24 protein-coding genes and 1 tRNA gene are annotated in these 24,453 nt (G+C 42.4%); 3 read left to right on the plus strand and 22 right to left on the minus strand.

From position 1 onward, the window contains the following. Window positions 1-93 precede the first annotated feature (93 nt). The 5 genes from metA to ACTQ1L_RS03420 form a co-directional block, all read right to left on the minus strand. Window positions 94-1,026 carry a homoserine O-acetyltransferase MetA gene (gene metA / locus ACTQ1L_RS03400; RefSeq protein ID WP_441365444.1) on the minus strand — a complete coding sequence of 311 codons (933 nt, stop codon included), beginning with the start codon at window positions 1,024-1,026 and terminating at the stop codon, window positions 94-96. Between the two features lie 15 nt (window positions 1,027-1,041). After that, window positions 1,042-3,012, minus strand: a complete 1,971-nt coding sequence (ligA, locus tag ACTQ1L_RS03405) for an NAD-dependent DNA ligase LigA (RefSeq protein ID WP_441365445.1) — start codon at window positions 3,010-3,012, stop codon at window positions 1,042-1,044. A gap of 23 nt (window positions 3,013-3,035) precedes the next feature. Beyond that, window positions 3,036-3,839: a 23S rRNA pseudouridine(2604) synthase RluF gene (gene rluF, locus ACTQ1L_RS03410; RefSeq protein WP_441365446.1), complete on the minus strand. Its 804-nt coding sequence runs from the start codon at window positions 3,837-3,839 to the stop codon at window positions 3,036-3,038. Window positions 3,840-4,005: 166 nt separating this feature from the next. After that, entirely contained in the window at window positions 4,006-5,202 is a 1,197-nt protein-coding gene (locus tag ACTQ1L_RS03415) for a hypothetical protein (RefSeq protein ID WP_441365447.1), read from the minus strand. A 39-nt stretch (window positions 5,203-5,241) separates the two neighbouring features. Continuing rightward, window positions 5,242-5,314, minus strand: a tRNA-Arg gene (locus tag ACTQ1L_RS03420). 254 nt (window positions 5,315-5,568) lie between these two features. On the opposite strand from ACTQ1L_RS03420, the gene ACTQ1L_RS03425 reads away from it, so the two are divergent. Continuing rightward, window positions 5,569-6,600, plus strand: coding sequence for a 3-deoxy-7-phosphoheptulonate synthase (locus ACTQ1L_RS03425; protein WP_441365448.1), 1,032 nt, complete (start codon window positions 5,569-5,571; stop codon window positions 6,598-6,600). 81 nt (window positions 6,601-6,681) lie between these two features. Here ACTQ1L_RS03425 and ACTQ1L_RS03430 read toward each other — a convergent pair whose 3' ends face one another. The 15 genes from ACTQ1L_RS03430 to argS form a co-directional block, all read right to left on the minus strand. Continuing rightward, window positions 6,682-7,221 carry an NUDIX domain-containing protein gene (locus ACTQ1L_RS03430; protein ID WP_012743058.1) on the minus strand — a complete coding sequence of 180 codons (540 nt, stop codon included), beginning with the start codon at window positions 7,219-7,221 and terminating at the stop codon, window positions 6,682-6,684. 49 nt (window positions 7,222-7,270) lie between these two features. Then, a complete protein-coding gene (locus tag ACTQ1L_RS03435) occupies window positions 7,271-8,488 on the minus strand; it encodes an iron-containing alcohol dehydrogenase (RefSeq protein ID WP_321112381.1) in 1,218 nt (405 codons plus the stop codon). 383 nt (window positions 8,489-8,871) lie between these two features. Beyond that, a complete protein-coding gene (gene rny, locus ACTQ1L_RS03440) occupies window positions 8,872-10,419 on the minus strand; it encodes a ribonuclease Y (protein ID WP_441365449.1) in 1,548 nt (515 codons plus the stop codon). Window positions 10,420-10,501: 82 nt separating this feature from the next. Continuing rightward, a complete protein-coding gene (locus ACTQ1L_RS03445) occupies window positions 10,502-11,110 on the minus strand; it encodes a regulatory protein RecX (RefSeq protein ID WP_441365450.1) in 609 nt (202 codons plus the stop codon). A 16-nt stretch (window positions 11,111-11,126) separates the two neighbouring features. Next, window positions 11,127-12,182 (minus strand): recombinase RecA, encoded by a 1,056-nt coding sequence (recA, locus tag ACTQ1L_RS03450; RefSeq protein ID WP_441365451.1) that lies wholly within the window; start codon window positions 12,180-12,182, stop codon window positions 11,127-11,129. A gap of 425 nt (window positions 12,183-12,607) precedes the next feature. Then, window positions 12,608-14,200, minus strand: a complete 1,593-nt coding sequence (locus tag ACTQ1L_RS03455; RefSeq protein ID WP_441365452.1) for a peptide chain release factor 3 — start codon at window positions 14,198-14,200, stop codon at window positions 12,608-12,610. A gap of 78 nt (window positions 14,201-14,278) precedes the next feature. Further along, entirely contained in the window at window positions 14,279-14,905 is a 627-nt protein-coding gene (locus ACTQ1L_RS03460) for a SpoIIIAH-like family protein (protein WP_321112387.1), read from the minus strand. Between the two features lie 2 nt (window positions 14,906-14,907). Further along, window positions 14,908-15,456 (minus strand): stage III sporulation protein AG, encoded by a 549-nt coding sequence (locus ACTQ1L_RS03465; RefSeq protein WP_441365453.1) that lies wholly within the window; start codon window positions 15,454-15,456, stop codon window positions 14,908-14,910. Further along, the gene (locus ACTQ1L_RS03470) at window positions 15,398-15,649 is read right to left on the minus strand and encodes a stage III sporulation protein AF (RefSeq protein ID WP_012743066.1); all 252 of its coding nucleotides are present in this window, start codon (window positions 15,647-15,649) and stop codon (window positions 15,398-15,400) included. The genes ACTQ1L_RS03465 and ACTQ1L_RS03470 overlap by 59 nt, the downstream gene beginning before the upstream one ends. 6 nt (window positions 15,650-15,655) lie before the next feature. Continuing rightward, a complete protein-coding gene (locus tag ACTQ1L_RS03475) occupies window positions 15,656-16,804 on the minus strand; it encodes a stage III sporulation protein AE (RefSeq protein ID WP_321112390.1) in 1,149 nt (382 codons plus the stop codon). Continuing rightward, window positions 16,801-17,178, minus strand: coding sequence for a SpoIIIAC/SpoIIIAD family protein (locus ACTQ1L_RS03480; RefSeq protein ID WP_441365454.1), 378 nt, complete (start codon window positions 17,176-17,178; stop codon window positions 16,801-16,803). Before ACTQ1L_RS03480 ends, ACTQ1L_RS03475 begins: the two co-directional genes overlap by 4 nt. A gap of 1 nt (window position 17,179) precedes the next feature. Continuing rightward, window positions 17,180-17,374: a stage III sporulation protein AC gene (gene spoIIIAC / locus ACTQ1L_RS03485; RefSeq protein WP_117714939.1), complete on the minus strand. Its 195-nt coding sequence runs from the start codon at window positions 17,372-17,374 to the stop codon at window positions 17,180-17,182. Window positions 17,375-17,427: 53 nt separating this feature from the next. Next, window positions 17,428-17,943 carry a hypothetical protein gene (locus ACTQ1L_RS03490; protein ID WP_441365455.1) on the minus strand — a complete coding sequence of 172 codons (516 nt, stop codon included), beginning with the start codon at window positions 17,941-17,943 and terminating at the stop codon, window positions 17,428-17,430. After that, window positions 17,843-18,784, minus strand: coding sequence for a stage III sporulation protein AA (locus ACTQ1L_RS03495; protein WP_321112394.1), 942 nt, complete (start codon window positions 18,782-18,784; stop codon window positions 17,843-17,845). Before ACTQ1L_RS03495 ends, ACTQ1L_RS03490 begins: the two co-directional genes overlap by 101 nt. A 408-nt stretch (window positions 18,785-19,192) precedes the next feature. Then, complete coding sequence (argS, locus tag ACTQ1L_RS03500; protein ID WP_441365456.1) at window positions 19,193-20,986, minus strand: arginine--tRNA ligase; 1,794 nt, start codon at window positions 20,984-20,986, stop codon at window positions 19,193-19,195. Window positions 20,987-21,176: 190 nt separating this feature from the next. Here argS and ACTQ1L_RS03505 point away from each other — a divergent pair, with 190 nt between their 5' ends. After that, window positions 21,177-21,719 carry an ECF transporter S component gene (locus ACTQ1L_RS03505; protein ID WP_321112397.1) on the plus strand — a complete coding sequence of 181 codons (543 nt, stop codon included), beginning with the start codon at window positions 21,177-21,179 and terminating at the stop codon, window positions 21,717-21,719. Between the two features lie 16 nt (window positions 21,720-21,735). Here the strand turns inward: ACTQ1L_RS03505 and sigG are convergent, their stop codons facing one another. Together sigG and ACTQ1L_RS03515 are read right to left on the minus strand one after the other, a co-directional pair. After that, window positions 21,736-22,515, minus strand: coding sequence for an RNA polymerase sporulation sigma factor SigG (gene sigG, locus ACTQ1L_RS03510; RefSeq protein WP_441365457.1), 780 nt, complete (start codon window positions 22,513-22,515; stop codon window positions 21,736-21,738). Window positions 22,516-22,595: 80 nt separating this feature from the next. After that, a complete protein-coding gene (locus ACTQ1L_RS03515; RefSeq protein WP_441365458.1) occupies window positions 22,596-23,636 on the minus strand; it encodes an HD-GYP domain-containing protein in 1,041 nt (346 codons plus the stop codon). A 187-nt stretch (window positions 23,637-23,823) separates the two neighbouring features. On the opposite strand from ACTQ1L_RS03515, the gene ACTQ1L_RS03520 reads away from it, so the two are divergent. After that, window positions 23,824-24,342 carry a QueT transporter family protein gene (locus ACTQ1L_RS03520; RefSeq protein WP_055224070.1) on the plus strand — a complete coding sequence of 173 codons (519 nt, stop codon included), beginning with the start codon at window positions 23,824-23,826 and terminating at the stop codon, window positions 24,340-24,342. Window positions 24,343-24,453: the final 111 nt, after the last annotated feature.

The following is a 24,453-nucleotide window of genomic DNA, read 5'->3' on the forward strand; positions in this document are numbered from 1 at the left end:
TTTGGTTTTTTATAATGGTTTATAGTTATATTTTACCACACTTTGGCATTTATGCAATTCAAAATTAACTAAAAAATACTATAATTTTTGTCATTATTTTCCAATTATCTCGCGGTTGTTTATGAACTCGTACGGCACTTCCTGGTACACATAGTAGTTAAGCCAGTTTGAATAAAGTATATTGCCGTGAGACCTCCACTGTAAAAGCGGCTTTTGTGTGTCATCATTGTCCGGATAGTAATTCACAGGCATATCTATATCAAGCCCCCTATTCTTATCCCTCTCGTACTCATTGTGCAGAGTATATCTGTCATACTCAGGATGTCCCATCACAAAAATCTTTTTGCCGTCCTGATCCATCAGGAGAAATACTCCTGCCTCATCCGACTCCGCAAGTATGGTAAGCTCAGGATGCTTTAATATATCCTCCTTTAAGACCTCGGTATGTCTTGAGTGCGGTGCATAAAACACGTCATCGAAGCCTCTGACAAGCGGGATTTTTCTATTCTTTACGCGGTGTGCATATACACCGAACTTCTTCTTTGAAAGTACACGCTTTGGTATGCCGTAATGATAATACAATCCGGCCTGTGCGCCCCAGCACAGATGAAGTGTGGAGAAAGCATGTGTCTTGCTCCACTCCATTATCTTACATATTTCGTCCCAGTAGTCTACCTCCTCATATTCCATTAGCTCAACAGGCGCTCCTGTGATAATCAATCCATCAAAGTATCTGTCCTTTATATCATCAAATGTCTCGTAAAACTTGTTCAGATGGCTGAGTGATGTGTGAGTAGCCTCGTGAGTCGAAGTAGCTACAAAAGTTACATTGACCTGTATTGGAGTATTTGACAATGAGCGCAGTATCTGAAGCTCAGTATCCTCCTTAAGCGGCATGAGATTTACAATCGCAATCTCCAGCTGTCTGATATTCTGATGTGATGCCCTGTTTTCGTCCATCACAAATATATTTTCTCTCTCTAGTATTTCCTTTACAGGTAAATCATTTTGTGTCTTTATAGGCATTTTATAACCTCTTTTCTAACGCCCAAACATCTCTATAAATGTATCCTCCGAGATGATAGGTATTCCTAATTCTTTTGCTTTTTTGTTTTTTGATGAAGTAGATTCTGTGTCATTGTTTACCAGATAGTCTGTCTTTTTTGACACACTTCCTGTCACCTTGCCGCCCTGTGACTCCACATAGGCCTTAAACTCGCTTCTGTTGGCGAAATCATGCACATCGCCTGTGATGACAAAGGTCTTGCCGTTTAAGCTTCCCTCCGACATATCCTTTATATCGACCTTTTCTATGTCAAGTTCCTTAATCAGCGCTTCAAACATCGCACTGTTTTTTGGATTTGCATACCATTCAAGTATGGAGCCTGACTTTTCCTGGCCTATGCCGTCTATATCCACAAAGTCAGTGGCATTTCTCATCCTGTCTGCAAAGCCATCAAAGCCTATCGTGTTGACAATCTTCTTGCCTGCATCGGTACCTATAAGAGGTATGCAGAGTGCAAATATCAGATTTACCGGATGGACATGTCTGCTTTTTTCGATGGCAGCCTGCATATTCGTGCACGACTTCTCGCCAAAGCCCTCCATGCTGCTTATCTTATCAAAGTGCTCGGGCAGATGGTATATGTCGGGAAACTGTTTTATGAATCCCTCATTTATAAATTTTAACATTGTCTGTACCGAAAGTCCATCTATATCCATTCCGCTTTTGCTTACAAATCTTGAAAACTTTTTGACATTCTTGGCTGTGCAGTCAGGGTTTGTGCAGTGCAGTGTCCTTACACCGCTGTTTTTGCTGACAAATATGCGTGTCGGATGATGGCATACCGGGCACTCCTTCGGTATCTCAACAGCCCCCACCGCATCCTTTACAGCTATGCATTTTGGAATAATTTTATTGGCTTTTATGACAGAAAGCGTACATTCTTTTCCCACTCCAAGCCTTTCTATCTCAGTCAGATTGCAAAGCGAAGCTCTCGAAACCGTCGTGCCCTCTATCTGCACCGGCTCAAAAACAGCCACCGGCGATATTGTCGAAACCGCACACGACCACTCAATATAGCGAAGCCTCGTATCTACTGCCTCATCCTGCCACTTGAAAGCAAAGCCTGCCCTCGTTGCATGATGTCCCGTGATGCTTCCGCCTGAAGCGTAAGCTGTATCATCATAGCATATGACAAGTCCGTCCACAGGCACATCCATCTTTCCGCTCTCAACATCCCTTGTCCAGCGTTTTACAGCCTCCTCAAGGCCTGCCGCATCAGTTGCCTCCCTTTTGACAACATTGAATTTCATATCACTAAGATAGCTCATTCTGTCACCCCATGATATGATATCATCATCTATATGCACGAGTGTAAACGCATAAAACACAACATGTCTGCGCTTCACCTCCTCCACATCATCGAGATTTAATGTACCGGAGGCAAGGTTTCTTGGATTGGCATATTTCTCATCATCGTCCTCGATTGTATCATTTAACAGCTTGAAATCCGTGTAGGAAATTGTCGCTTCTCCTCTTACAACCATATGCCCCTTGTATGGTATCTCCTTTGGGAAGCCGCTTATGGCATCCTGCAAAAATGTGATGTTACTTCCTACAGTTCCATTTCCTCTCGTCAGTATTTTCACAAGCCTGCCACCGTCATACGTAAGCACAAGTGTCAGACCGTCAAGCTTCCATGAAAGCCATATTGGCATATCGCCTGCCCATTTCTTAAGCTCCTCAATGCTCTTTGTCTTTGCAAGTGAAAGTGCCGGATATTCATGCGGCTCACGATTTCCAGCCTCTGCCTCATAGCCTGCATTCTGTGTCGGACTGTCCTGGCGGATATATCCTGTCTCTTTTTCAAGCTGTGTAAGCTCATCAAACATTGCATCCCACTCGTAGTTTGGCATGATTTCATCTGCACCGTTGTAGTAAGCCCTGGACGCGCGGTTAAGACTTTCAACAAGCTCATCTATCTTATCATTTAATTTATTATTCTCCATACCGTAATATTCCCCTGTCTGCTTTACTTTGCTTTTCTATCCGGATATTTCTTATCAGAATGTTTCTTATCAGAATGCTTCTTATTCGTATCAGGCATAACCGGCTGATTTGATGAATCCGCAATCAGTCTTTTAAGTCCCTTATATTCAAGTGGTGTCACAGCCCTGTACTTTCCTCTTGGCAGGTCGCCGAGCTCAATATTCATAATTCTCACTCTCTCAAGCTTGACCACACGGTAGCCAAAGTATTCACACATGCGTCTTATCTGCCTGTTGTAGCCCTGTGTCAGGATAATCTTAAACTGCTTTGAAGACAGCTTTTTCACATGGCACTTTCTGGTTGTCACACAAAGCTCTACAAGCGGTACTCCTCCCGCGAGTCCTCTGATAAAGCTGTCAGATATCGGTCTGTTTACCGTGACGATATACTCTTTCTCGTGTCTGTTGCCGGAGCGCATCATCTTATTTACTATCTCTCCGTTGTTGGTCAGAAGTAAAAGTCCCTCAGAATCCTTATCCAGCCTGCCAATAGGATAAATGCGTTTTGGGTAATTAAGATAATCTATAACGTTGTTTTTTTCCCTTTTTTCAGCTGTGCAGACTATGCCGGCCGGCTTATTCAAAGCAATCAGTATCATCTCTTCTTCCTTTGATACTACCTGTCCATTATATGTGACAGTCTGTCCCTTTAGAACCCTGTCACCTGTCTTTGCTGTCACACCGTCTATTTCTACTTTGCCGGCCTCTATCTGCCTGTCTGCCTCACGCCTTGAGCACACACCCGCTTCACTGAGAAATTTATTTATTCTTACACCATTTTCTTCCATACCATATCCTCTTTTTAGATTTCTTTATCCGATATACATAAACCAGGCAACAGCCTTTTCTACTCTTTGCAACAGCCATATGCTATGTAGATTAAAACACGGAGACCTTTAAGCCTCCGTGTTGCTTTTATGATTGTATATGCAAATCTGTTACTTTGTATTGCTTTTACTGTCCTACTGTCTGGAGATTTTCCGTCTTGATATAAGCCCTGCCATTTGTTCCGGCACTGTAGGATACTATAGTCCAATCACCCTCTGTACCATATGCTGTAAGTGTTACCTGCTCCTTTAAGAGACCAAGCTCCTTAGCATCTGTGCTTGCACCGTCACGCACCTTTACAACATCCTTTGTCACTACCTGATACTCAGCCGGTGCCTGTGGCTGCTCTGCCGGCTGCTGATTTTCAGCATTAGTATCTGTAGCCTGCTGGTCTGTGGTCTGTCCGACGTTTGCATCTGTAGTCTGCTGATCAGCGGTCTGTCCGGCGTTTGCATCTGTAGTCTGTCCGGCATTTGCATCCGCAGCCTGCTGGTCGCTGTTTTGTGCTGCATCATCAGCCTGCTGTGTATCCGCCTCTGTGTTCTGTGTGTCTGCATCATCTTTCTTTAAATTGGCAATACCTGAAGATGTGTACCATTGCTTTATTGCACCTGTGAGTGTTGTCTCAAGCATAGTCTTTAAGTTTGCATCTGTGCTGAGCGCCTGCTCATATTCCTTCTGTACCTCCTCATGAAGGTCTGCAAACTCGGATGAAGCAGTATACTTTGATATAAGCTCCATAATATCATCATCAAGTTCATTCTCACAGTATGTTCTGTTGAAATTGCTGTATACATTGTTTATGAAGAGCTTTCCATCCTTGCCTGTCTCTATATAAAAGAAGTCAAGTGTAGGTGCCTGTGTATCAACTCCTGTAAACTTTATGCTGTTTTTGACAGACACAAAATATGAGCCTTTCTTCAAACCATTTTTGGTATAAGGTGTGATATCATTGACTGACTCATAGTACTGGCTGACAACACCGATATAGCTCTTCTCGTTGTCACTCATAGGTGTAGCAAGCTTGCCAAGTGTATCAATGTCATCCCCCACGTATGCCTTGTAATAATCAGCAAGTAATGTGCTGATATCGTCCTTTGCGTCATTTGTGTAATCCTTTTCAAACTCAAAATCCTTTACCGAAATCTCTGTCTGTGATCCGGCTTCGGTATTGGATTGTCTGCCATTATTGCCTCCTGCGACAACTACTATAAGTATGAGTATGAGTCCTACAAGTACACCTGCTACTCCAACGTATTTTTTATTTTCTGTGCAAAACTGCTTTATATTATCCAATGTTTCCCTGTTAAAAAAGTCCTTCATGTGATTCCTCCATTAACCCAACATATCAAACTCAAAGTATGTGACCGACGCGAATCGAACGCGCACTCGCCGGAGTCGGAGTCCGGAATTTTATCCATTAAACTACGGTCACAAAAAAGTTACCAACTATTTATATCACATCTTTTACTTTTTTTCAATGTTACTTTTTTCTTATTATAGTCTTTTAGTGTTTTATTATAACTTATTATGCATACTATTATAATTGATAAAAATTTGACAATATATTTCATTTATCTTATTATTTATCTGTTTGGGCATTATTATATATTTGAAATTTTTTCCGATATGCCATAAAAATATACCATTTTAATTAATACAATTACTATTTATATAAGGAGCAGTATTATGAGTTTCACATTTTTAAACCAGCTTCCAACTCCTGCACAGATTAAGGAGGAATATCCTCTGTCAAAGGAGCTTACCGAGCTTAAAGCGAAGCGCGATGCAATGATTTCAGATGTTATCTGTGGAAATGATGATAGATTTCTTGTCATTATCGGACCTTGTTCAGCTGATAACGAGGATTCAGTCTGTGACTACGTCAGCCGCCTGACAAAGATTCAGGAGGATGTAAAGGACCGCGTAATTATCATCCCACGTGTATATACAAATAAGCCAAGAACAACCGGTGAGGGCTACAAGGGCATCGCCTCACAGCCTGACCCTGAGAAGGCTCCTGACATGATTGAGGGACTTATCGCCATGAGAAAAATGCATATCCGTGCCATCGCAGAGAGCGGACTCACCTGTGCAGATGAGATGCTTTACCCTGAGAACTGGGGCTATGTTGAGGATCTTCTCTCATATGTCGCAATCGGTGCTCGTTCTGTTGAGGATCAGCAGCATCGTCTCACCGTCAGTGGCTTCGATGTGGCCAGCGGTATGAAAAACCCTACAAGTGGTGATTTTTCTGTCATGCTCAATTCTGTTTATGCAGCACAGCACCCACATCATTTTGTTTACAGAGGCTATGAGGTCGAGACTTCAGGAAATCCTCTGACACACGTTGTTTTAAGAGGCGCAGTCAGCAAACATGGCAACACTACAACAAACTACCATTACGAGGATTTAATCCGGCTGCACGAGATGTACGACAAAATGGACGTTGTCAATCCGGCTGCTATCATAGATACCAACCATTCCAACTCCGGAAAACAGTTCAAAGAGCAGATCCGTATTGCCAAGGAAGTTATGCACAACAGACAGCTTTCCTCTGATATCAAAACACTTGTCAAGGGTCTTATGATTGAGAGCTATATTGAGGAGGGCAGCCAGAAGATTGGCGAGCATGTCTACGGAAAATCCATCACCGACCCATGTCTTGGATGGGAGGATTCAAAGAAGCTTATCTACGATATTGCAGAAATGAATTCTTAAATCACAAATTATATACATATTATTTTTGCAAAATACAAGCCACAGGAGTTTATATCCTGTGGCTTGCATTATTTTGTCTGTTTATTTAATCATATTGCTATAGGCAAGAACTGCACTGACTGTTTTGGAATCCTGGATTTTTCCGGCATAAATCATGTCGCACAGTTCCTTTAGAGTGTATATTTCTACATCGATTGACTCGGCATCATCGAGATGCTGCTCGCCCTTTTTCAGGTTTTTGGCAAGATAGACATCCACTTCTTCGTCACAAAAGGCTACTGTTGTGCGAAGCGAAAGTAAAAACGAGATATCGTCAGAGCTGTAGCCCGTCTCCTCCTTAAGCTCTCTTTCTGCACACAGCCTTGTGTCTTCTCCCACAAAGTCCCTGCAGCCGGCCGGAATCTCTATTGTCTCCCTCTCGAGGGCATTTCTATACTGACGCACCATGATTATCCTGCCGTCATCAAGCACCGGAAGCACTGCCGCAGCGCCTTTTCTGTGCGAGACAAAATCCCATTCCTCAGTCTTACCGTTTGCAAACTGCATTGTATCCTTGTATATATCGAGTATTGAGCCCTTATATACAAGCTCTCTTTTTTGCCGTTTCATTTCGTCAATCATTTTTTCTGTTTACCCTCTAAATAATTAAAATTGAAAGTTGCCGTTTTGATTAGAAATCTACCTCTGTGTCATAATAGCAGCACTTGAGAAGCTTCTCCATCTCCTCCTGGCTTGGCTGGCGCGGATTTGAGCCTGTACAAGCATCAAGTATGGCATTTGCCGCAATCTCAGGAAGTCTCTCAAGGAATACCTCCTCCGGTACAAAGCCCTGCTCTGTCGGATAACTGTCTGCTCCGTAATTCTTGATACAGTGTGGTATATTCAGATCATCATTCATGCCGCGTAAGTATTTGATAAGAAGCTCAACCTTCTCATCAAGTGTCTCTCCACCCAGCTTCATGAAATCAGCTATTGCTCCGTAGCGCTCCTTTGCTGTCTCATCCTTTGCATTGAAAGCAATAACCTTTGGCAGATACATCGCATTGGCTGCTCCGTGGATGATATGTGCACCATAATCTGCAAAAGCTGCGCCTGTCTTGTGTGCCATAGAATGAACTATTCCAAGTAGTGCGTTGGAGAATGCCATTCCTGCCAGACACTGCGCATTGTGCATCGCATCTCTCTTTGCCATATCACCATTGTATGAATCAATCAGGTCATGCTGTATCATCTCTATTGCATGGAGTGCAAGCGGATCTGTAAAATCGCTGTTGGCTGTGGATACATATGCCTCGATAGCATGTGTCATGGCATCCATTCCGGTGTGTGCAACAAGCTTCTGTGGCATCGTCTCTGCAAGCTCAGGGTCTACGATTGCAACATCAGGTGTAATCTCAAAGTCTGCAATTGGATATTTGATGCCCTTCTCATAATCTGTGATGATTGAGAACGCAGTAACCTCTGTTGCTGTGCCCGATGTGGATGAAATAGCACAGAAATGTGCTTTCTTTCTAAGCTTTGGAATACCAAACACCTTGCACATATCCTCAAATGTGATATCCGGATACTCGTACTTAATCCACATAGCCTTAGCTGCATCTATAGGTGAGCCTCCACCGATAGCCACAATCCAGTCCGGTTCAAATTCTTCCATGGCAGCCGCACCTTTCATGACTGTCTCCACTGACGGATCAGGCTCGATTCCCTCAAAAAGCCTAACCTCCATGCCTGCTTCCTTCAAATAAGCCTCGGCCTTGTCTAAAAAGCCAAATCTCTTCATGGAGCCTCCGCCCACACAGATAATAGCTTTCTTTCCCTCAAAGTTCTTTAACGCCTCAAGTGCTCCCTTTCCGTGATATAAATCTCTTGGTAATGTAAATCTCTGCATTGCAAAACCCTCCATATGATATCGTTATTATATAGTTTCTCCCTTGTAATATTTATAAAAATCGCAGCCATCAACACTGAATAGTTACTAAATATTACATTTATTATTTTATAACATTTTACTAATTTTGTCACGTACTATTATCACTTTTTGTGAATATAAAACAATTTATACATATATTTTTATGCAATATAGATAATTATCTTTAGTAGTTATGAATAGTTACCGATAATTTATTTTATATCATAAGCACTGCATTGTAAAAATCGGCAGCATTTGTGTTTTTCATATGTTTTCATACATTTTAGCAAAAAGAAAAGGCTTCATACGAAGCCTTTTCAAATGTACATGTTATTATGTAAAACCGACAATACACTAATGCTTTACTTTGCGTAATCCACTATACGTGACTCACGTATTACATTAACCTTTATCTGACCCGGATACTCTAACTCAGACTCAATCTGCTTAGATATGTCTCTGGCCATGATAACCATGTCGGCGTCACTGACCTGCTCAGGAACTACCATAATACGAATCTCTCTACCTGCCTGAATAGCAAAAGATTTCTCTACACCTTTATAACCATTTGTAATGTCCTCTAACTGCTGAAGACGATTTGAATATGTCTCCAAAGTCTCTCTTCTTGCACCAGGACGCGCCGCACTGATTGTATCAGCCGCCTGCACGAGACATGCAATAAGTGACTCCGGTTCAACATCACCATGATGTGATTCTACTGCATTAATCACAAGTGGTGACTCTTTATATTTCTTACATAATTCGGCACCGAGCTGGATGTGTGAACCCTCCATCTCGTGATCTACTGCCTTACCTATATCATGTAATAAGCCTGCACGCTTTGCCATTCTGACATCCTCGCCGATTTCAGCAGCCAGTAAGCCAGCCAGCTGTGCAACCTCGATAGAATGCTTTAACGCATTCTGACCGTAGCTTGTTCTAAACTTCATCTTTCCAAGAAGACGCACAAGCTCCGGATGAATACCGTGTATGCCCACCTCAAGTGTGGCAGCTTCACCCTCTTCACGAATCATATTATCGACTTCTTTTTGAGCTTTCTCAACCATCTCCTCTATGCGGGCCGGATGGATTCTTCCGTCAACAATAAGCTTCTCAAGAGCTATTCTTGCAACCTCTCTTCTGATTGGATCAAAGCTTGACAAAATGACTGCCTCAGGTGTGTCATCTATAATCAGATCTACTCCTGTCATAGTCTCGAGAGTACGGATATTACGTCCCTCTCTTCCTATGATACGTCCCTTCATCTCATCATTCGGAAGTGATACCACTGAAATAGTAGTCTCAGATACATGATCTGCTGCACATTTCTGAATAGCTGTAACCACATATTCCTTAGCCTTACGGTTTGCCTCTTCCTTTGCTTTGTTTTCCATTTCCTTAATCATTTTTGCAGTATCAAGTTTTACATCTTCTTCAATGGTCTTTAAGAGATATTCTTTAGCTTGCTCGGAGGTTAATCCAGAGATTCTTTCAAGTTCCTGTAAACGCTGCTCGTTAAGCTTTGATATTTCAATCTTCTGCTTCTTGAGTTCCTCTTCCTTAACTGCAAATCCGGCTTCACGCTTCTCGATAGCTTCGAGCTTCTTGTCGACATTTTCTTCCTTCTGAACGATACGACGCTCATTACGGGAAATCTCGTTTCTACGCTCTTTTATTTCCTTATCCAGATCATTCTTAGCCTTAATAGACTCTTCCTTAATCTCAAGCATAGACTCGCGCTTCTTTTCCTCCGCAGCCTTTACAGCCTCATCAATGATTCCTCTTGCCTTCTCCTCAGCATTTCCAATCTTGGAGTTAGCAGATTTATTCTGGTATGAAGCGGCTACAAACCATACAACCAATGCAGTAATAATAATAGAAACTACAGCAGTAATGATATACGGTAGCATTACAGGAGCACCTCCTTTATTAAATTTTCATTGTATTTCACAAATTACAACAATTAAATTCTATACTTTTTGGTGCAAATTGTCAAGGTAATTGTGACCTCATTGCTGAAAGAATCTGGCTGCTCTTAAAGCCCCTACGCATTAGAAACTGATATATCCTGCGAAACTCCTTTTCATCACAGTTGTCAGGATCATAATGTTTCTTTTCAAGCAGCTTGGCTATATGTTTCTCTTCTTCTGCAGTGTATTCGCTCTCTATGGCACAATTTATATCATCTCTGCCTATGCCCTTTGCCATAAGCTTCTGCTCAAGCTGCCTGCGGCTTAAGCTGTCCTGATGATATCTGACATATGTGACGGCAAATCTGTAATCATCAAGATAATGAAAACTCTTGACATAATCTATCGCTGCATCCACACAGCAATCCGGATATCCGCCCTGTGTGAGCTTTTCCCTGAGCTTTCTTTCACTCCTGTCCATCTGTTCAAGCAGATGAAGTGCTCTCTTTTTGGCTCTCTTTCCTACCACCTCAGTTATCAGCTTTTCGTAATCCGCTTCACTGATAAAGGCTCCCTCCATAATAGAGTACCGCACGGCCTCTGTACGGTACAGCACACATGACGTGCCATTATCAAAGGTCGTGCGGTATTTGCCTTTACCAATATTCTCATATCCGGTAATCTCTATCATATATAACCCTGCTCACTTATTGCTCATCTGCCTCTGACTTTTCAGAGTCTTCCTGTACTGCAGCATCTTCATCCTCAGGCTGTGTAAAGTAAAAATCCCTTACCTTTGCCTCAAGCATATCAAAAAATGCCGGATTCTCATGGATATAAGTCTTTGCATTCTCACGACCCTGTCCTATCTTGTCTCCCTCGTATGCGTACCATGCACCGGATTTGTTGACAATGCCTGCATTGACTGCAAGATCAAGCACATCTCCTTCTCTTGAGATACCCTGGCCAAACACGATATCAAACTCTGCCTCTCTGAAAGGAGGAGCTATTTTATTCTTAACAACCTTTACGCGGACATGGTTGCCGACTATCTCACCGGCCTGCTTGAGTGACTCAGTTCTTCTGACATCAAGACGCACTGATGAATAGAACTTTAATGCCCTTCCACCTGTGGTAGTCTCAGGATTTCCAAACATCACACCTACCTTCTCACGAAGCTGATTGATGAATATAACGATACAATTTGACTTGCTGATAACTGCCGTGAGCTTACGGAGCGCCTGGCTCATAAGTCTCGCCTGAAGACCCACATGGGAATCCCCCATATCTCCGTCAATCTCGGCCTTTGGTACGAGTGCCGCAACTGAATCGACAACCACGATATCCACAGCGCCCGAACGCACCATGGTCTCTGTTATCTCAAGTGCCTGCTCACCGCAGTCCGGCTGTGAAATATAGAGATTGTCAATATCAACACCTATATTTCTGGCATATACAGGGTCAAGCGCATGCTCTGCATCTATAAAGCCTGCGATGCCGCCTCGCTTCTGTACCTCTGCAACACAGTGGAGTGCAACCGTTGTCTTACCTGATGACTCCGGTCCGTACACCTCAATAATCCTGCCCTTCGGAAGCCCTCCGAGTCCTAATGCAATATCAAGGCTTAATGAGCCTGTAGGTACTGTCTCTACATTCATATTGGCTGAGTTGTCGCCAAGCTTCATGACAGAGCCCTTTCCGTATTGTTTCTCAATCTGCGCAATGGCAGCGTCTAATGCTTTTAATTTATCTTCCTTTGCCATAATAATCTCCTATTCTCTCGCGAACAAACGTTCGTTCTGTTATTATAATAATACACTTCTATTCAATTGTCAACTAATAAATTGGAATAATTACAGAATCAAATAGCTGCCCATGTCTCACGCTATACCTAAAAGCAGCTATAAGTAAAATACTCAAAATATACAAATAAAACATAATTAAAAAGACAGTTGCTTTCACAACTGTCTTCATTATACACATAATCTCTCAATAGCGTCAAGTCCAAATTCAACCTTGGAATTCTCACCTGACTACGTCAGGTTTTTCTGATTGCACAGATGAAAAATCATGTAAATTATTGATTGAGCTATTTGCAGAATGCTGTACTAGTATAGCGTTTCTTAAATAACTGGACCAAATACTTGCCCGTTTTCTCGATAGTACAATCCAAAAAGCCTCAGCGTAGCTAGTTTCTTCCAAACTCAGTAAGCACAAGTCCGTCATTTCTATCGAGTGTCATGCCGATGCTCCACTCATTGATGAACAGGAGAAGCGGATTTCCCTTCATGTCGACAACCTTCTTCATATCGCTTGTTCCGTTAATTGTATCTACATTGACCTCATCCTTGTTCTCAATCCATCTGATATGCTCATATGGCAGATTATCAAGTCTGATCTGGACATTGTACTCATTTTCAAGTCTGAATTTAAGCACGTCAAACTGAAGCACACCGACCACGCCGACTATGATTTCTTCCATGCCGCCCTTGTACTCCTGGAACATCTGGATAGCACCCTCCTGCGCTATCTGTGTGACGCCCTTTACAAACTGCTTTCTCTTCATGGAATCAACAAGTGATACCCTCGCAAAATGCTCAGGTGCAAATGTCGGGATGCCCTCAAACTCAAATTTATCCTTTGCTGTCGTGAGTGTATCTCCTATAGAGTATATGCCCGGGTCAAACACACCTATGATGTCGCCCGCATATGCCTTGTCCACTATTTTTCTCTCATCTGCCATCATCTGCTGCGGCTGTGAAAGCTTTAAGCTCTTGCCTCCCTGCACATGGTATACCTCCATGCCGGCTGTAAACTGTCCGGAGCAGATTCGCATAAACGCTATTCTGTCCCTGTGATTTTTGTTCATGTTGGCCTGAATTTTGAATACAAATGCAGAAAAATCCTCTGAAAAAGGATCAATCATTCCGATGTCAGAGCGTCTTGCTGTCGGTGCATATGTCATCTTAAGGAAATGCTGTAAAAATGTCTCAACACCAAAGTTTGTGAGAGCCGAGCCAAAAAATACAGGTGAAAGCTCTCCCTTTGTGACAAGCTCCATGTCAAAATCTGCACTGGCGCCATCCAATAGCTCAATCTCATCCATGAGCTGACTTTTAAATTCCTCTCCGATCTCATCGGAAAGAGCCGGATCATCTATATGAATAATCTTCTCCGAGCCCTCCTTTGTGCCCTTTAAGGTGTCTGCAAAGGTCATGACCTCCTTGCTGTTTCTGTCATACACACCCTTAAACTGCTTTCCTGAGCCTATCGGCCAGTTGATAGGACAGGTCGCGATGCCCAGCTCTTTTTCGATGTCATCGAGAAGCTCAAACGTATCGTTGGCATCACGGTCCATCTTGTTTATGAATGTAAAAATAGGGATATGTCTCATGACACAGACCTTAAAGAGCTTTCTGGTCTGTGCCTCAACACCCTTGCTTGCATCAATTACCATGACGGCCGAATCGGCTGCCATGAGTGTACGGTATGTGTCCTCTGAGAAATCCTGGTGTCCCGGTGTATCAAGGATATTGATGCAATATCCGTCATAATTAAACTGTAATACAGATGAAGTAACCGAAATACCTCTCTGCTTTTCTATCTCCATCCAGTCCGAAACAGCATGCTTTGCCGTAGCCTTTCCCTTTACCGAACCGGCCTGGTTTATTGCCCCTCCGTACAAAAGAAACTTCTCTGTCAGAGTAGTCTTTCCTGCATCCGGATGGGAAATTATTGCAAATGTTCTTCTTTTTTCTATTTCCTGTCTTAAGTTATCCACTGATATTTCCTCCAAACAAAATCAGAGTATAGTATAGCTTAAAACGGTTTCCATTTCAAGACACTAAAAATTCATGTATCAGTCCATCGTCGATATGACAATATTTGATGCCCCGATATTTGTCTTGCGCTTGATAATGTCCTCTATCTGAGCTCTCTTTTCATCAGTCACATCTTCCTTTCCAACAATCACATCACAGCATTCATCACTGAGACTTACCACAGCATTCTTAAAGCCCTTTGCCTCCAGCATCATCTGGGCATCCTCCTCCATCTGTGCATTTTCTGTCAGCTTCACCATGGCATCGACCGCGCTCTTCTTCTCGGCCTCTGACACTCCTGCATCATCGATAATCTTCTGCAGAGCCTCCTTGTTCTTTGAGCGCACCTGCTCGCGTCCCAGCTTCACCTGTGCCACACACTCCTCGCTCTCTGTGGATGCACTTGTCAGTACCGTTTCGCCGGCATTTAATATTTCCTCTGTCGAGTCTGTCTCAAGCGCAACCTCATCTGATACCTGTGTATCCTCACATTCCTCCGGCTCCTTTGTATCTGCCTTTCCATTTACAGCCTCGATTTCAGTGGAAAGCACATCCTTTGCATTCATAAAGGTATCCCTGTTATCGTAGCTTATGTAACCGACCACTGCCAAAAGAAGTGCAAGTGTCGTAATAATTATCTGATTTTTATGGCTGCCTTTCTTCACTTTTATTCCTCCCTGGATATCATTTTTGCTATTTTTATTTTATGCATTGGCACATCAAATAATGCAGAAACCGCATTAGAAATATCGTTGTTTACCTGTGGGCTTCCTCCGCCCTGCGCTACCACAAGCACTCCTGAAACAGTCGGTTTGTCCGTGCTTGTGACATAAGGTACACTTGCATCCTCGTCATCGTATATGACCGTAGTCTTTTCAATGCTCTCCGAGGTCTCCTTAGTATCCTTATCCACTATCCTTGTGCCATCGTCTGACAGCGTAATCATCACAGATACCTCACCCACACCGTCCATCCTTTCAAGAATACCCTCAAGCTTTTTTTCAAGCAGCTTCTCATATTCTTCATCATCGCAGGTGCTTTCACTTACTGACTTAGCTTTAGCTTTCTTTTGTGAATTACTACAGGTCTTTCTATCCTCTTTTACCGGAAGCACCACAATAAGAAGCAGTACTCCAACAAGTAAAATCACTATGTAGTCAGTTTTCTTCAGCTTCGAAAGCCGTAAACAAATCTGTCGTATCCGCGTCATATTCATACGAAATCCCCTCTATTTTCTTTGTAAGCTCAGCAAATCTCATGTCATATTCATACCCTGCCGCAAGAGGTTTTAGAATAATGACTGCCAAAAACACCCCAAGCATAAACCTAAAGTACCTCCTATACTGCTCCTTTGGCGTTAAATATGTCATTACCATGAAAAAAAATGCCAGATACAAATAACTCTTCATGCCCTATCAACCTCCCATAAAGCTTGTAGATGCACATACTATCGCAATCACTATAAAAAACAATATAGATGCATCTCTTATCACGATATAATACAGATTTCCTGCCCTGGCAACGGCTTCTATGCCCTCCACAATCCTGTTGTCTGAGACCGGCTGCAACGCAGCGGAAAGCAATCTGTACATCAGCGAAAAGATTAGTGTTTTTACAAGCGGGGTCAGCACAATGAAAAAGAGCACGATAATCGCCGCCATACCAACACTGTTTTTTATGAGCATCGCACAGCCAAGCATAATTTCACCTGCACCCTGCCCAAGCCTCCCCACACCCGGTATCGCCTGAAAACTTTTTAAGATAAGGCTTTCCGATATTTTGTCCTTTGCGGGAGCAATCATGGCCTGGACTATGCCTATGCCTGCCACTATCTTTATGGATGCCTTCATTATTTTTATAACTGCTGATTCAATAAACTCTGCAAGCTTTTCAAGCTTCTTTTCACTAGATACGTGATTGAGCACCTCAAGCACCAGAAACAGATGAATTCCCGGTATGAGCACCAGCTTTATAAGCCACTCCACTACATAAATGAGCACAAATGCCAGCATGTAAAAGCCTGATGCCGAAAATCCTTTTCCGGACGCAAGAAGTACTGTCGCATATGCCGGCACAAGCGCTGTAAGATAAGTCAAAAGCACATCAATACAGCCCTTTGCCACATCAGACAACACAAAAAAAGATGCCATAAGCATTGATATAACCGATGCATACATAAACAGAAAACTTACATTGTATACATAATCCTGCCGCCAGAAAATAAGCCTTGAAAACACCATAAAAAGTATCGTATAGCACAGCACATTTATAATAACAGGCTTCACCGCCGCTATTTCATAAAAAAACAGCTCATAAATATACTCACAGATTTTTTCACCTGCCTTTTGATCTCCTGCCAGAATGGCATCCACTATATCCGAAAACGATAGTCTGTCCGGCAGATAATCCTTTGAATATTTTTCAATCTCTGACATATCTATTTTTTCAAGCATCTGCTGCTCAATTCTATCTGTGATTTCGGTGTCCGACGCATACACAAAACACTGCGGCAAAAACACTACAGCCAATATGATTATTATCAAAATATATTTTCTACAAATCAAAACAGCTCTCCAATCAGCTCTATCAGGCACGACATCACCGGAATTGACATCACAACAATTGCTCCCTTCGCAAAAAGCTCTATCTGCGATGCAATTGCGCTATGACCGCAGTCCTTACAGATTGAGGATGAAAACTCCGCAATATATGCAATCCCAAGTATCTTTACCATAGTGACAAAAAATACCGGTTCCACAGGAAGCTTTGAAAGAAGTCCTTTAAAAAACTCAATTGTTGTGCCTAGCTGCTCCAATGCAAAAGCAAAAATTATAGTGCCACAGGCTACTGAAAGAAGCATTGAAAGCTCAGGCCTGTCACGCTTTAAAAGCACTGCAAAAAATACTGCCGCAATTCCTATTATCCCAATCTTCAACATATTACAAAGAAAACATATCCTGCATTGTCTTAAACAGCTCACTTATATATGGCACAATCCAGAACAATACGATCACAAGCCCGGCCAGACTAAGCAGGAAAGTCATTTCCTCCCTTCCACTGTGTTTTAAGACCTGTCCGAGCACCGTAATCACTATTCCAAGTGCTGCTATCTTAAAAATAATCGAAATCTCCATCATCAAGTCCTTTCATCGCATACAACAATATGTTTAATAGGATTACCACATTTTTATATAAGCATTATTGATATCATAATCCCTCCCAAAATACCCACCGGACAAATCACCTTCATTTTTTCAACATAATCTTTCCTGTAAAAATCTATCTGTTTATGTATGTCCAAAGCACATTCCTTAAGCCGCAGCTCCATCGCAGCTGCATTTTTTTCAAAGAATGCACCTCCCATTTCAACTATCATTTTCTTTATTTTTTCATCAGATATCCTGCCACAAAGCACAGTCCCCCACACAGCCCTCCAGCCCTCCTCTCCGCTTTTACAGCTCCTGTTTGAAAGTGCCTCTCCCATTCTCCTGCAGCCCTCATTAAACACCTCGCTTTTTCCTCTTATGCTGTTAAAAAAATGTGGTGCCTTCATTCTTTCTCCTGCCAGATAAAATGCCCCCTTTTCAAGCAAAAGCATGAAATCATACAGCATCGCTATATCTGCCTTTTTTCTTTTGCTGTAATCGTTTATCAGCCCCAATACCGCAAACAGTACTATACAAAAGCCTGTAAGCTTCATCATAAATGCTATAGCGCCTCACCCCTTTTTCATCATGGTCTATAAACACAAACCGTTCTATGGCATGTGGCAGAATTTTTCTTCGCAGATCATCTGCATTGGTGCCATGTACACTGCCAAGTATCCTTATTCCGCAACTCACAAGCTGATTTAATGCCTCGATATCACCTTCTCCTCCCAGCTCATCCACTGCAATCACATCCGGTGACATAGAGCGCAAAAGCATCCTCATGCCAAGTGACTTCGGACAGTTATCCAGCACATCACTGGAATTGCCTATATCGTTTTGAGCCACTCCCAAGTAGCACGCTGCTATCTCCGAGCGCTCATCGACCACCGACACCTTAAGAGCTTTTTTTCCGTCACAGCCATCTGAAAGTATCCTGATGCAGTCTCTTAAAAATGTTGTTTTTCCTTCTCCCGGCCGTGATATAACCAATGTATTGTAAATGCTGTTTTCATCCCGGATATAAGGCATCAGTGGCATTGCAACGTCCCTTATCTGATGGGCAATTCTGATATTTAAGGACGCTATCTCACTGACTGCTGTAACCTTTCCTCCATCGCAGCCCATCTGCCCTGCAATTCCCACACGATGACCTCCCTCCACTGTAAAATAGCCTGCTGCAAGCTGCGGTGCTATCGCGTGGAATGAATATCCGCTCAGATAATTTATCATCTCCTCAATATCGCTATGTGAGATATACACTCCGGCTCTACATCCTCCCGCAAACATATACTGCACCTGCTTTCCGGCGCGCACCCTGATTTCCTCCAGACCACACGGCATGTACGCTTCTGCCTCAGCCTTCATCTTTTGTGGCAGATAATCAATTATATCCATATTTTTCACTCCTTATCGCCACTTCGGTGGCTGGTCGGGATAGGGCTTATGCGTGTGGCTGCAGTGTCGCAGAAGCGTATAGCGGAGCTATTTAGAGTCTGTTAAATTATGCTTTGAAGCACAGAAATGCCGAGGCATGGACGCCGAGGCAAGGAGATATCGAGCCCGGACGGCGAGTATCGACGGTTTCGTCAGGCATAGAAGTACTTGCTGCATAATTTATACAGAGTCTTAATAGCGCAGCGTAGCTTCTGCGACACTGCAGCCACACGCATAAGCCCTATCCCGACCTGCCACCGACAGTTATTCAAATTAAAAAAAGGACACAGACGATTCTGATAAATCATCTATGTCCTATTTATATTACATGTCCAATTGTTTTAGAACATGAAATTACTACTATTAATATTACATCCTGTCAGGAGCTGAGAATCCAAGCATATCGATACAAGCCTCAAGTATCTCCTTTGTGAGCACAAGCAGCGAAATATATGACTTCTTAAGCTCTTCATTCTCCTCAGAAAGAATCTTTGTGTCATGGTAGAAGCCGTTGAATGCGTTGGCAAGCTCGTAGATGTATGCACATATCTTGTGTGGTGCAGACTCCTCGTATGCACTCTCAATTGTAGCATTGAACTTTGCCAGAGAGAGCATGAGATTCTTCTGTCCTGCATTGACTGCCGGCATGATTGCATCCTTCAGTGCGCTGATGTCGCCACCCTTTGCCTCATACTTTGAGAGGATTGACTTGATACGCACGATTGTATAAAGGATATATGGACCTGTGTTGCCCTCAAAGGATGTAAATCTGTCGATATCAAAGATGTAATCCTTGCTCGCCTGATTAGACAAATCACCATACTTGACTGCTGCAAGCGCTACAGTTTTGGCTGTCTGCTCAGCCTCCGCCTCGTCTATATTCAGATTCTCTTTTTCCTTCTGGTTTTCCTTAATCTTATTGAGCATCTCATCGTCAATTTCCTTGAGGAGGTACTCAAGACGCATTACTCCACCGTCTCTTGTCTTGAAAGGCTTGCCGTCCTTGCCATTCATGGTTCCAAAGCCGATATGTACAAGCTCCGTAGTATCAGGTACTATGCCTGTCTTTCTTGCGCAGCGGAACACCTGGATAAAGTGCATTGACTGACGTGCGTCTGCCAGATAAATCACACGGTCAGGGTTGTTCTCCTTCATACGCATAACAAGTGTTGCAAGGTCTGTAGTGCTGTAAAGCGAGGCTCCGTCAGACTTTAGGATGATACATGGCGGAATCTCCTTTGTATCTGTATCCTCCTTCACATCCACAACCAAAGCACCCTCACTCATATGTGCAAAGCCCTTTTCCTTCATCATTTCAACCATCTCAGGTACATATGGCTGCGCATCCGACTCGCCCTTCCACAGCTCAAAATGGACGTTCAGATTCTCATAATTTCTCTTAAGGTCTGTTACAGAGACATTCATGATGTGTGAAAGCAGTGCCTGATAGCCTCTCCTGCCTCCCTGGAGCTCCTTTGTGGCAAGAAGTGCTGCCTCCTTGAAGCTCTCATCTGATTTTGACTTACCGCTGGCTGTCGGATAGATGTCCTCAAGCTCTGATATGGTAAACGGTGCCTCCTTCGGGTACTCTCCTGTATAGCTCTCATCAAAATAAACGAGGTCAGGTTTTCTCTCGCGAAGCTCTGTAATGATAAGTCCCATCTGAAGTCCCCAGTCACCGAGATGCACATCACCAATCACATTGTGTCCCATGAACTTTGCGATACGCTTAACGCTCTCTCCGATTACTGCTGAACGAAGATGACCTACATGAAGAGGCTTTGCCACGTTTGGTCCGCCGTAATCCACTACTATAGTGAGTGGCTTTTTGGCCTTCTCCAAGCCGTATCTGCCCTCATCATCCTTCATATCGTTCATATATTTTGCCAGAAAAGCGGTATCCATTTTGATATTAAGAAATCCCGGCTTTACTGATTCTACTGACTCAAACATCTCATCTGACTCAAGTAGCGCCGCTACCTTGTCTGAGATCATAAATGGTGCACACTTATACTCTTTTGCTGCTGCCATTGCTCCGTTACACTGGTACTCACAAAGGTCCGGTCTGTTTGAAAGTGTAACCTTTCCGTACTTCTCGTCATATCCTGCACTGACGAATGCCTTTGTCACTTCCTCTGATATCAAATTAATCAGTTTTTTCATTGTATTCCTCCTGATATATAGCTGTTTTGCGTCAAACAGCGAATATACTTATATTAGCACACAAATGAATTGCTTTCAATATCCACCATCATTTTTGCCTTCGGAGTAAATATTAACCGGCAACGTAACCTTGCATTTGCACCCCAAAAGGAGTATGATTTCATATGAAAATTTAAAGGAGGTCTTATCAATGAAGATAAAAACTAAACAAATAACCGTTACTGCAATTATGCTTGCAATCTGCCTTGTCAGCCAGTTCTTTAAGAACTTAAGCGTATACATCACAGGTCCAATCATTAATGCAGCTTTAATACTTACCGTACTCTATGCCGGAATGGCATGTGGCATTATCCTAAGCATTATCACACCTGTCACATCATTTTTCATCACAGGAAGTCCTGTTATGGCGGCTATCCCTGCGATGTTTCCATGTATCATGATAGGAAATATCATTCTCGTGGTATGTGTGGGACTGCTTCGCAAAAAATGTGGCAAAGCTGCCGGTTTTCCTGTATCAATTGCAATAGGTGCCATACTAAAGGCTCTTTTCATGGGAATAGCCATTGCTCTTATCATTCTACCGACATTTCTGCCTGCTCCAATGCATAAGATGCTGCCGGTTTTTCAGCTTCAGTTTTCAGTGACACAGCTTATCACCGCTGTTATCGGAGGTGTGTATGCAGTCATAATTGCGGCTGTGCTTAAAAAAACTTCTTTAGCACAGGCAGACTAAATATTCAATTATCTGCCTATGCTTCCAGATATCCGTGCATATTTTTAAGCGCATTTTTCTCAAGCCTTGATACCTGTGCCTGAGAGATATTTATCTCCTCTGCCACCTCTATCTGTGTCTTGCCCTCGAAAAAACGCAGCTTAATAATCTGTCTCGCTCTGTCATCAAGCAGCTTTAAGGCATCGTCGAGAACCAGATTTTTTACCCATGCTTCCTCTTTGTTTTTCTTGTCTGATATCTGATCCATCACGTAAAGTGTATCACCACCGTCAGTATATACAGGATCAAAGAGGGACAGCGGTGTCTGGATTGCATCAAGTGCGTATAGTATATCGTTTTCGGGGATGCCGCAATCCTTTGATATTTCTGCCAGGGACGGTTCGTGCACCAGCTTTCTTGATAGCTTTTCCTTTGATTTAATAGCCTGATATGCGGTATCCCTGAGAGACCGCGGAATGCGGTACGCACTGTTGTCACGCAGATATCTTCTGACCTCACCGATAATCATCGGAACAGCATAGGTTGAAAACTTAACACCTATAGTCGGATCAAAATTATCAATTGATTTCATAAGCCCGATGCAGCCTATCTGAAATAAATCATCCATATTTTCATTATGGTTTGAAAACCTTCTGATTACCGAAAGCACGAGCCTTAAATTTCCACGAATATACTTTTCTCTTGCAGCCTTATCACCTTTTTTTATTTTCTTAAACAGTTCTTCTTTTTCTTCATCCTTAAGTACCGGCAGTTTCGATGTAGTCACACCGCATATATCAACCTTATATACAGACATGGGAATCCTCCGGATAAATTTCTTTATCTAAAGCATTCCCATTTACAGTAATTATATTCAATTAATATACGTATATAATTCTACAGCACTGCCGCTATTTTTATATCCTTTTCATCCTTAAGTGCCAGCACACTGTTGTCTTCAAGCAATGTAACTGTAGGTCTTGAATACTTCTCCGTCACAAAAATTATTTTGGCCTTTTTGCCGTTTGTCAAAAGCACCGTGCTTCCGATATATGAGCTTGCAATCTTCTTCAAAAACATCCCTATATACTTCGGATGATACTTTGATATGCCATCATACTCAAAATCTGCTATCACCTCAAACGGACACATCCCATCACGGTAACAGCGCTTTGATGTCATTGCATCGTAGACATCGGCTATCGTAATAATAGCTGATATATCATCGATTTTATCTGATTTATATCCAAACGGATATCCTGAGCCGTCAAACTTCTCATGATGTAAAAGTGCCGCACGCTTTGTGCTTTCAAGAATGTTGAAGCTCTTAAGTATCTCATAGCCATATATCGTATGTTTCTTTATCACCTCAAACTCATCCTTTGTGAGCTTTCCGGGCTTCAATAATATCTCATCGGGTATCTTAAACTTGCCTATGTCGTGCAACAGACCTGCCATTGAAATCTCATCCAGCTTTTCTGTATTAAGCCCTGCCCACACACCAATGAGACGTGCAATGATTGATACATTTATGGAATGCGCCATAGTAGATACATCTGTCTGCTTTAATACCTGAAGTGCATCAAAGAGCTCATATGAAGTCTCAAACCTGTCAAAAATCTCTACCGAGTCCCTGATGATCGCATTCTTATCCGGAATGATATTCCTGTATAGTATGTCATTCATATATTCATGCAGGTTATCGATGGAATCACGGTATTTTTCCTTAATGATGGCATATTTTTTATTCCATTCTTCTTTTTCCTGTGCTGAGCTTCCCTCAACATAAACCGAAGCTATATTGTAGAATCCAAACTTTGCTATATCAAATGCCGATATAGCCTGACGTCTTTTAAGGATAAGCTGTCCCTTTGGCGAAAACACATCTACTGCCGTAGTCATTCCCTCTTTTAGTTCATTAACCTTTATTTCTCTCATAATACTGTTTCCCTCTAGTCATTTATCTTCTCACTTTCACTCATTATATCACAATATATCCAAATATGGCACTGAATTTATGTATTTCTTGACATTCAAAGCATTTTTTGTTAACATAGCAAGGCTAACATAAATACGTCAGTTCGAAACCTTCCTGACGTAAAACAAAACTAAAGGAGAACTAAATATGAGAAACAAAAAAGTATTATTTGCAGTACAGGCAGCTATGATTGCAGCACTCTACGTTGTGCTCACGTATATCACCAATCTGCTTGGTCTCGCATCAGGCACAATTCAGGTACGCTTTTCTGAAGCGCTTTGCATCCTTCCGGTTTTCACACCGGCAGCCATTCCTGGACTTTTCATCGGATGTCTGATTTCCAATCTCATCACAGGTGGCATCATCTGGGATATCATCTTTGGAAGCATCGCTACACTGCTCGGTGCACTAGGCACTTACTTCCTTCGAAAGAAGAAGTTTGTGTACACCCTGCCGCCGGTCATCGCCAACATTATTATCGTGCCACTCGTGCTCAGATACGGATATGGTTTTACAACTATATACAAGGGTGTTGATATCTCGCTTCTTTTCAATGCAGTTACAGTCGGAATCGGTGAGATTATCTCAATCTGTGTACTTGGAAGCTTGTTAAAAGGAATACTTTCGAAATACAGAAATGTAATTTTCAAGCAGGACGAGGCGTAGTTACATACATAACACTTTCAATAAGCTGAGCGTCACAAAATAAAAAGGCTCTGTGTCATACACTGATATGTATGCACAGAGCTTTTTACTTTATTACTTTAATATGCTGTG

It is taken from the genome of Agathobacter sp. LCP21S3_B2, assembly GCF_052118705.1.
In the GTDB taxonomy this organism is placed as follows: Bacteria; Bacillota; Clostridia; order Lachnospirales; family Lachnospiraceae; genus Roseburia.

What these genes read in the sequence shown, in the direction of transcription:
- metA (WP_441365444.1), bottom strand. Translation starts at nt 1,026, where the DNA reads ATGCCTATAAAGACACAAAATGATTTACCTGTAAAGGAAATACTAGAG.
- ligA (WP_441365445.1), bottom strand. Translation starts at nt 3,012, where the DNA reads ATGGAGAATAATAAATTAAATGATAAGATAGATGAGCTTGTTGAAAGT.
- rluF (WP_441365446.1), bottom strand. Translation starts at nt 3,839, where the DNA reads ATGGAAGAAAATGGTGTAAGAATAAATAAATTTCTCAGTGAAGCGGGT.
- ACTQ1L_RS03415 (WP_441365447.1), bottom strand. Translation starts at nt 5,202, where the DNA reads ATGAAGGACTTTTTTAACAGGGAAACATTGGATAATATAAAGCAGTTT.
- ACTQ1L_RS03425 (WP_441365448.1), top strand. Translation starts at nt 5,569, where the DNA reads ATGAGTTTCACATTTTTAAACCAGCTTCCAACTCCTGCACAGATTAAG.
- ACTQ1L_RS03430 (WP_012743058.1), bottom strand. Translation starts at nt 7,221, where the DNA reads ATGATTGACGAAATGAAACGGCAAAAAAGAGAGCTTGTATATAAGGGC.
- ACTQ1L_RS03435 (WP_321112381.1), bottom strand. Translation starts at nt 8,488, where the DNA reads ATGCAGAGATTTACATTACCAAGAGATTTATATCACGGAAAGGGAGCA.
- rny (WP_441365449.1), bottom strand. Translation starts at nt 10,419, where the DNA reads ATGCTACCGTATATCATTACTGCTGTAGTTTCTATTATTATTACTGCA.
- ACTQ1L_RS03445 (WP_441365450.1), bottom strand. Translation starts at nt 11,110, where the DNA reads ATGATAGAGATTACCGGATATGAGAATATTGGTAAAGGCAAATACCGC.
- recA (WP_441365451.1), bottom strand. Translation starts at nt 12,182, where the DNA reads ATGGCAAAGGAAGATAAATTAAAAGCATTAGACGCTGCCATTGCGCAG.
- ACTQ1L_RS03465 (WP_441365453.1), bottom strand. Translation starts at nt 15,456, where the DNA reads ATGAATATGACGCGGATACGACAGATTTGTTTACGGCTTTCGAAGCTG.
- ACTQ1L_RS03470 (WP_012743066.1), bottom strand. Translation starts at nt 15,649, where the DNA reads ATGAAGAGTTATTTGTATCTGGCATTTTTTTTCATGGTAATGACATAT.
- ACTQ1L_RS03480 (WP_441365454.1), bottom strand. Translation starts at nt 17,178, where the DNA reads ATGTTGAAGATTGGGATAATAGGAATTGCGGCAGTATTTTTTGCAGTG.
- spoIIIAC (WP_117714939.1), bottom strand. Translation starts at nt 17,374, where the DNA reads ATGGAGATTTCGATTATTTTTAAGATAGCAGCACTTGGAATAGTGATT.
- ACTQ1L_RS03490 (WP_441365455.1), bottom strand. Translation starts at nt 17,943, where the DNA reads ATGATGAAGCTTACAGGCTTTTGTATAGTACTGTTTGCGGTATTGGGG.
- ACTQ1L_RS03495 (WP_321112394.1), bottom strand. Translation starts at nt 18,784, where the DNA reads ATGGATATAATTGATTATCTGCCACAAAAGATGAAGGCTGAGGCAGAA.
- argS (WP_441365456.1), bottom strand. Translation starts at nt 20,986, where the DNA reads ATGAAAAAACTGATTAATTTGATATCAGAGGAAGTGACAAAGGCATTC.
- ACTQ1L_RS03505 (WP_321112397.1), top strand. Translation starts at nt 21,177, where the DNA reads ATGAAGATAAAAACTAAACAAATAACCGTTACTGCAATTATGCTTGCA.
- sigG (WP_441365457.1), bottom strand. Translation starts at nt 22,515, where the DNA reads ATGTCTGTATATAAGGTTGATATATGCGGTGTGACTACATCGAAACTG.
- ACTQ1L_RS03515 (WP_441365458.1), bottom strand. Translation starts at nt 23,636, where the DNA reads ATGAGAGAAATAAAGGTTAATGAACTAAAAGAGGGAATGACTACGGCA.
- ACTQ1L_RS03520 (WP_055224070.1), top strand. Translation starts at nt 23,824, where the DNA reads ATGAGAAACAAAAAAGTATTATTTGCAGTACAGGCAGCTATGATTGCA.